This window comes from Devosia sp. (assembly GCF_034675085.1).
GTDB lineage: Bacteria > Pseudomonadota > Alphaproteobacteria > Rhizobiales > Devosiaceae > Devosia.
The window spans coordinates 1-2,979 of sequence record NZ_JAUCDN010000371.1 but is presented as its reverse complement, the minus strand read 5'-3'; the positions used below and the strand labels follow the sequence as shown (position 1 = coordinate 2,979).

The window sequence follows — 2,979 nt, the reverse complement described above, 5'->3', positions numbered from 1 at the left end:
TCGCGCCCCAGGGCAGGCTCCGGCCGGCATCCATCCTGAAGACCATCCACTCCCATCGATGGATGTGGAACCATGCGGAGCTGGATCCCGGCTCGGAGGCCGGGATGACATCGTGGGTGGGACGAAATCGCGCGTCACATGGATCGTGAAACGCTTTAAATGATTGGCGCCGCGATCATGCACCGCACCATGTCGGGCTCGGTCTGGCCGGGCCGGTCGGCGTAGAATTCCAGCGTATAGTCGCCCGCGAAGCTGTGCCGGCTGGCGCTGAGCCACTCATCGAGCAGGAAGGCATAGGTGTTGGCCACGCACAGCCCCGTCTGCCTGTCGAACCCGTAGCCGCCCTGATGGCGGATGGTGGCGGCCAGCATGGGGCCGATGGTGAGGGGATGGAGGGTGTCTGGCATGTCCTCGTCCCAATCCACGATCACCGCGCAGTCATAGCGGACGCGCTCGGGCGGCGTGAAGCGGATATCGTCCCGCAGGAGACCGACGAAACCGGCGCGATCGCGAATGGCTGGCGGCAAATCCGCCAGGAAGGCCTGCCAATGCCAGGGCACGCGCTCGGTGGGGCCGATGAAGCGCCGCGCCCAGCAGGTGAAGCCGTCCAGCTCGACCAGTTGTACGCGTCGCTCGTGAATGAAGGTGCTGTCCTTGACCGGCCAGCGCTCCTCATCCTGCCGGAAGACGGAAGGGGAGACGCCGTGGCGCCGCGCGAAGGCCTGGGTGAAGGAGGGCTGGCTGTCATAGCCGACATCGATGGCGGCGGCGCCGACCGAATGCTTGTTCCAGCGCAGGCGCGCGGCGGCGGTATCGAGCCGGATGCGCCGCAGATAGTCCGAGGGCGTCTCCTGCGTCGCGGCAACGAACAGCCGGTTGAAATGCGGGCGGGAAAGGCCCACCCGCTCCGCGATCTCGCCCAGCCTCACCGGCTCGCCCATGCCGGCCTCGATCAGCCTGATGGCCTTGTGGATGCGCTTGTCCAATTCCGTTCACTCCCCCAGATGAACCCGGCGCCCCTCCCGGCGCCGTTCCGCCCTCTCACGCGCCAGCGCTGTTGCTCCGGCAATGGCCTTGGCCTACATAGGCGCCCAATCGCTAGCAGCATAATCGAAGAGAAGGTCACGACGCCATGGCGCGCCAGTTCATCTATCATATGCACGGTATGTCGAAGGCTTATGCCGGCGGCAAGAAGGTGCTCGACAATATCAATCTCTCCTTCTACCCCGATGCCAAGATCGGCGTGCTCGGCCCCAATGGCTCGGGCAAGTCGACCCTGCTCAAGATCATGGCCGGCATCGACACCGAATTCACCGGCGAGGCCTGGGTGGCCGATGGCGCGCGCGTCGGCTATCTGGCCCAGGAACCGCAGCTCGATCCGGCGCTCAACGTGCTGGGCAACGTCATGATGGGCGTGAAGGAAAAGAAGGACATCATCGACCGCTACAACGAGTTGATGATGAACTATTCCGACGAGACCGCCGACGAGGCGACCAGGCTCCAGGACATCATCGACGCGCAGAACCTGTGGGACCTCGAATCCCAGGTGGAAGTGGCCATGGAGGCGCTGGGCTGCCCGCCGGGCGACGCCGACGTCACCACTCTCTCGGGCGGCGAGAAGCGCCGCGTGGCGCTGTGCGCGCTGCTGCTGTCCAAGCCCGACCTCCTGCTGCTGGACGAACCCACCAACCATCTGGACGCCGAGACCACGGCCTGGCTGGAGCGGCATTTGCGCGAATTCGAGGGCGCGGTGCTCATCATCACCCACGACCGCTACTTCCTCGACAATGTCACCGGCTGGATTCTCGAGCTCGATCGCGGCCGCGGCATTCCCTATGAGGGCAACTACTCGGCCTATCTGGGCGCCAAGGCCAAGCGCTTCGCCCAGGAAAAGAGCGAGGACGCCGCCCGCGCCAAGGTGCTGGAGCGCGAGCGCGAATGGATGGGCCAGTCGCCGCAGGCGCGCCAGTCCAAATCCAAGGCGCGCATCAAGGCCTATGACGAGTTGGTCAAGCTCAACGAGGCCCGCACCCAGTCCCACACCGCCCAGATCATCATCCCGCCCGGCGAGCGGCTGGGCCACAACGTCATCGACGTGGAGGGGCTGTCCAAGTCCTTCGGCGATCGGCTCTTGATCGACAATCTCAGCTTCAAGCTGCCCCCCGGCGGCATTGTCGGCATTATCGGGCCCAATGGCGCGGGCAAGACCACGCTGTTCAAGATGCTGACCGGGCAGGAAACCCCCGATAGCGGTACCGTTACCGTGGCCGAGAACGTGCACCTAGGCTATGTCGACCAGAGCCGCGACGCGCTCGACCCCAACAAGACGGTGTGGGAGGAAATCTCGGGCGGCGACGAGGTGCTGATGCTGGGCAAGCGCGAGATGAATTCGCGCGCCTATACTTCGGCCTTCAACTTCAAGGGCGGCGACCAGCAACAGAAGGTGGGCAATCTCTCGGGCGGACAGCGCAACCGCGTGCATCTGGCCAAGATGCTGAAAAGCGGCGCCAATGTGCTGCTGCTCGACGAGCCGACCAACGACCTGGACACCGAAACCCTTGCCGCGCTGGAAGAGGCGCTGGAGGAATTCGCCGGCTGCGCCGTCATCATCAGCCACGACCGCATGTTCCTCGACCGGCTGGCCACCCATATGCTGGCCTTCGAGGGTGACAGCCACGTCGAATGGTTCGAAGGCAATTTCCAGGACTACGAGGCCGACAAGGTCCGCCGCCTGGGCGCCGATGCGGTCAACCCCAAGCGCGCCACCTACAAGCCGCTGACGCGGTAGGAACCGCGCTCCGTCGCCCCGGCCTTGCGTTGGGGCGACATCGGGGAATTTGCGCGCCACCCCTTAACCCTTTGGTCGGGCCGGCCACGAAAAGGCTTGGGTTGGCGGGGCTTTTTGCGATATGTGCGAGAAGCGTGGCCGCTGGCCCGACGATTGGCATTCTTGGGGGAATGTATGAAGCGTTTTGTGAC

At 64.8% G+C, this 2,979-nt stretch carries 2 protein-coding genes; one reads left to right on the top strand and one right to left on the bottom strand.

All coding sequences use genetic code 11. The features are described from left to right. Positions 1-155: 155 nt before the first annotated feature. Complete coding sequence (locus tag VDP82_RS16425; protein WP_323015905.1) at positions 156-986, bottom strand: AraC family transcriptional regulator; 831 nt, start codon at positions 984-986, stop codon at positions 156-158. A 146-nt stretch (positions 987-1,132) separates the two neighbouring features. Here VDP82_RS16425 and ettA point away from each other — a divergent pair, with 146 nt between their 5' ends. Further along, positions 1,133-2,788 (top strand): energy-dependent translational throttle protein EttA, encoded by a 1,656-nt coding sequence (ettA, locus tag VDP82_RS16420; protein WP_323015904.1) that lies wholly within the window; start codon positions 1,133-1,135, stop codon positions 2,786-2,788. Positions 2,789-2,979: the final 191 nt, after the last annotated feature.